The organism is Psychrobacter sp. BF1, from assembly GCF_019279065.1.
Classification (GTDB): domain Bacteria; phylum Pseudomonadota; class Gammaproteobacteria; order Pseudomonadales; family Moraxellaceae; genus Psychrobacter; species Psychrobacter urativorans.
The window spans coordinates 1-3,941 of record NZ_JAGYWV010000028.1 but is presented as its reverse complement, the minus strand read 5'-3'; the positions used below and the strand labels follow the sequence as shown (position 1 = coordinate 3,941).

The window sequence follows — 3,941 nt, the reverse complement described above, 5'->3', positions numbered from 1 at the left end:
TGCTCTTGAGCCTGACGCTCTGCTTCTATCTTGGCTTCCTGCTGCTCTTGAGCCTGACGCTCTGCTTCTATCTTGGCTTCCTGCTGCTCTTGAGCCTGACGCTCTGCTTCTATCTTGGCTTCCTGCTGCTCTTGAGCCTGACGCTCTGCTTCTATCTTGGCTTCCTGCTGCTCTTGAGCCTGACGCTCTGCTTCTCTCTCGGCTTCCTGCTGTTCTTGAGCTTGACGCTCTGCTTCTATCTTGGCTTCCTGCTGTTCTTGAGCTTGACGCTCCGCTTCGTCCTTTTGCGCTAACTGGTGTTTGATTTCATACTCTAAGTTGTCGTCATAAAACTCCATCCAAACATCCAGTTCAGCCATAAAATCATCATTTTTCGCTGCTAGCAAATCTAGGTACGCTTCCTTGATTTCAGGCTGTTTGAGCTGTGCCATAGTTAGATTTATTGGCTCTCTATCTATGCCTTGCTCTTTCAAAGACTTCATACTGATACGCTCCGAGCGAAACTCTCGTTCCAAGTGAGCGTTACACATTTGCTCCCATCGGTCACGCATCGCCTTTAGTTCTTCTTTGCGCTCTGCTGAAAATTTTGGCGTGTTTGCTTTTTTTGCTCCGCCTTTTTCGGGGTTCTTGCTGTTGTAGCGTTTAAAATATTGGTCGGGGTCACGCTCTACACCGTCTATGGTGCGTTCGCTAAACATAATATGAGCATGGGGCTGTTCGTCACCGTCTAGGGCTGGTGGATTATGAATAGCGTACTGGTAGGCGTGTTTTTCGCCTATTTCTTGGGCTATCCAGTCTTTGATTAACTCGTGGCGTTTATACTCGTCTAACTCTCTAGGCAAGGCTATAACGTGTTCACGGTAGGTACTGCCGTTTTTTCTCTCGTGTTTATCTGCCATTTGCCAAAAATCATTAGGGTTATGCTCTGCCCATTTGGGCATATTGCCATGACCTGTATTTTCTAACTTCTCTTCGTGGTAACTTGGCTTAGCATATTTCCCTTCCCTAGCGATATATTTAGCGTGAGGGCTTGCCTTACCTTTTTTGCCAATTCCCACACTCAGCCTACCGATTGCCATTGTTTCACCTTTTGTCTTTTTTTGGGGTTGTTAGGGGGTCGCCCCTGACTGGGGATTTCAAAGGGGTTAGACCCTTGACACGGAGTTTCTATTTTATGTAGCGAAGCGGAATAAAGTAGAAACTACTAACCGTGCCTTGTTTTCTCAACAAGGCTACCAACCACCACAACTATGCAAACATACCGCCTAATGATAAACTCAACCTAACCACAAAACAACCAGCAAAAAAGGAATGAGCATGGCTAATGCAAATGAAGAGTATATTAATAATAATGAAGAGTATCTTGATAATTTAGTAAAACGGTTTAGGGGCTTTAAGTCGCCTAATGATACGCAGAAACTTATTGTCCTGCTGGGTGAAAAAGACAATAGAAATGATGAAGATAATCGCAAGCTGTCGATATTACTCAAGGCTGAAAAGAAAGCAGACCAGTTAGTCAAAGCTAGGGCTAATGCTAGGAAGCTGATTGATGCTGAAAAATCAAAGGCTAGTAAAGCTGAAGTAAGACGCAAGATTATTTGGATGAGTGCGATTGAGAAAATGGCTAGTGAGGACGATAAAAGCGCCCATATGCTGCAACAGCTAAGGGTTAAGGCGTTTCATGAGGGTTATGTATCAGATAGAGACAAGGACGCTGTAAAGACTGATGTAGGGCTGTAGAGTTGGTCTAGTCTAGGTTGATTTCTTCCTGTCCGTTTTTCTTGAGCAAGAACTAATGATTAACGGACGCTCTCAAATGCGCTTTAAAGCCTGTTAAATATTAAAACTATACTAGGGTAGCACCAACCACTGTTAGAAGGCAGCAAGGGGCTAATTTGAGCCAAATAGACGGATAACCAAGATAGGTTTGAGGGGGTAAATACGAAACGGTAGAACATTAGGCTTGTTGGCAGGGTCACGGCAATCGACTGCGGTCGATTGAAAAAGACTGATTAATTTTTGATGATTTTGGGAGAGAGCAAAACAGCGTGAAAATTGATTAGCTGAGCTTAACGGCAACCATCAAAAACCCCTACGGGCTATTATCTGATTCTGGGATGTCCGATTTTTACTTTGGCTTCTTCTGTACGCCCCACCGTGTAAGGGTTCTAGGTGATATGCTCAAACGCTCTGCAATGACCCCTATTTTCACACCTTCAGATGCCCATATTTGGGCTTGTTTTTGCTTGTCGGTGTTATCACCCCATCTCATTTTTGAGCGATGGCTCTGACGCTCTGAAAGCGCCTTGTGGCTTGCTGTGAAGTCCATTCGTACACAATATCGGGCAATACTGCGGACAATATGCTTTAGCTCATTGGGAAACAGTGGCACATCAAAGCGTTGGTTGTACTGCTCTGCTATCGGCTGTAGCTGCCTTACAAGCTCGCTGTAAGGCGCAGATGCTAAGGCATAACCGTGTGGTCGGACGTGTTGAAAAACGCTGTAGTTACGCCCATAGCCTTCGTCATTGGCTGGCTCTTGCGCTTGATAAAGCTCTAGGTCTAAGTTTTCTGCAAGTTCGGCAAGAGTGTAAGAGGGCTTAGCCCCTGTTAAATATACTTCGTGCGAGGTGTGGCAAGGGTTCTTAACTAGGTTGCCACCATAGCTTTTGTCTGCCCCTAACGCCAAACGTAGGGCTTTTTGCACACTAGCAAAGTATCGCATCGCCTTTTGGCTTGATTTGCGCCAGTTACCCACTGGCGTTGTTAGCCTGTAGGCGTAGTGGGCGTGTCCGTTTTCAGGGTTTTTTATGATGATTTGCGGTCGTGGCAAATTATTATCATGGTAAGCGAATAGTGCTTGTGAGTCGTCAATATCAAAGACAATCCACTTGATAATCTCGGGGTGATTAGGTTGTATGTAGGCGTGTTTTATGGCGTGTGATTTGGTGCGGATGTGGCTAAAACCCTTGTCATTGGTGCAATAGGGGTTAGTCGCTAGGTCTGCGTAGAATTGGGCTAGAGTGCTGACGCTCTGCCAGTCGGTCGGGTCTATTTGTTTGATTGCGTACACTATAAAATTTCAGTTTTGCATCAGGTAGTAGTATGGGTTACTTAAAAATTACTGAACCCTACCGCACCAAATACAAAAAAGCCTTGTCTTAGTGTGTGCAAACAACTAAAATACCCTTACGATACGTGGTTTTTAGTGGTTACACACTATGAATTACATTAAGCCCTGACAGCGTCCAACTGTCGGGGCTTACTCGTTTCTGTAGTTTACTCTTTTATTTGTCTCTCTGTAAAGCCCCATAAATCAAGGGATGACGTAGGTACAACCTTGCTTTGTTTTTAAGGTCGGGCGGTGTTCGTGTGCATCTGTTCGCACACGGATCAGCGCTGACCCAACAACCGCTAGGGCGTTAGTTATCTGACGATGCCCCTATCTTGGCTTGGTTCTCTTATCCGTTCTGCTTGCCTTTGGTAGCTCTCTCTACGTTCCATGTCCTGCATTGCATTTGTGACCTCAACGGCTTCGGCATAGTCCTTGTATCTGTTTGGGTCTTTCTCGTGTATCTCACGTTGTGCAAGGGATTTATAAGGCTGCACCTCGTTCATATCACTATAAGCATAGTGTTCAAATAACGGTTTGGCTCTTTGGTTTGGTGGTGTCGCCTTCTCGTATAGCTCTACCGCTTTGCTGTTAATGTCTGCGATGTATTGACTCATAATTTTACTAGCAGTCTCTTTTACTTTATGCCGTTCTTCTTTGCTTAGTTTTTCAACAAACTCTTTAGGGGTCTTAGGGTGTGCTTGCTCTTGAGCCTGACGCTCTGCTTCTATCTTGGCTTCCTGCTGCTCTTGAGCCTGACGCTCTGCTTCTATCTTGGCTTCCTGCTGCTCTTGAGCCTGACGCTCTGCTTCTATCTTGGCTTCCTGCT

3 protein-coding genes and 1 pseudogene are annotated in these 3,941 nt (G+C 45.3%); 1 reads left to right on the top strand and 3 read right to left on the bottom strand.

Annotated elements, in window-relative coordinates; all coding sequences use genetic code 11:
* A partial coding sequence (locus KZA12_RS14665; RefSeq protein ID WP_218690744.1) for a MobA/MobL family protein occupies positions 1-1,079 on the bottom strand: 1,079 nt, incomplete at its 3' end.
* Positions 1,080-1,317: 238 nt separating this feature from the next.
* Between KZA12_RS14665 and KZA12_RS14660 the strand changes: the two genes are divergently transcribed.
* Positions 1,318-1,740, top strand: coding sequence for a hypothetical protein (locus tag KZA12_RS14660; RefSeq protein WP_218690743.1), 423 nt, complete (start codon positions 1,318-1,320; stop codon positions 1,738-1,740).
* Positions 1,741-2,128: 388 nt separating this feature from the next.
* On the opposite strand, the gene KZA12_RS14655 is transcribed toward KZA12_RS14660, so the two are convergent.
* Together KZA12_RS14655 and KZA12_RS14650 are read right to left on the bottom strand one after the other, a co-directional pair.
* A complete protein-coding gene (locus tag KZA12_RS14655; protein WP_218690742.1) occupies positions 2,129-3,073 on the bottom strand; it encodes a replication initiation protein in 945 nt (314 codons plus the stop codon).
* Between the two features lie 353 nt (positions 3,074-3,426).
* Positions 3,427-3,941 (bottom strand): annotated as a pseudogene (locus KZA12_RS14650) (hypothetical protein); the annotation flags it as partial.

Bases quoted from the DNA above. Each gene is read 5' to 3' on its own strand.
- KZA12_RS14660 (WP_218690743.1), top strand. From the start codon at position 1,318: ATGGCTAATGCAAATGAAGAGTATATTAATAATAATGAAGAGTATCTT.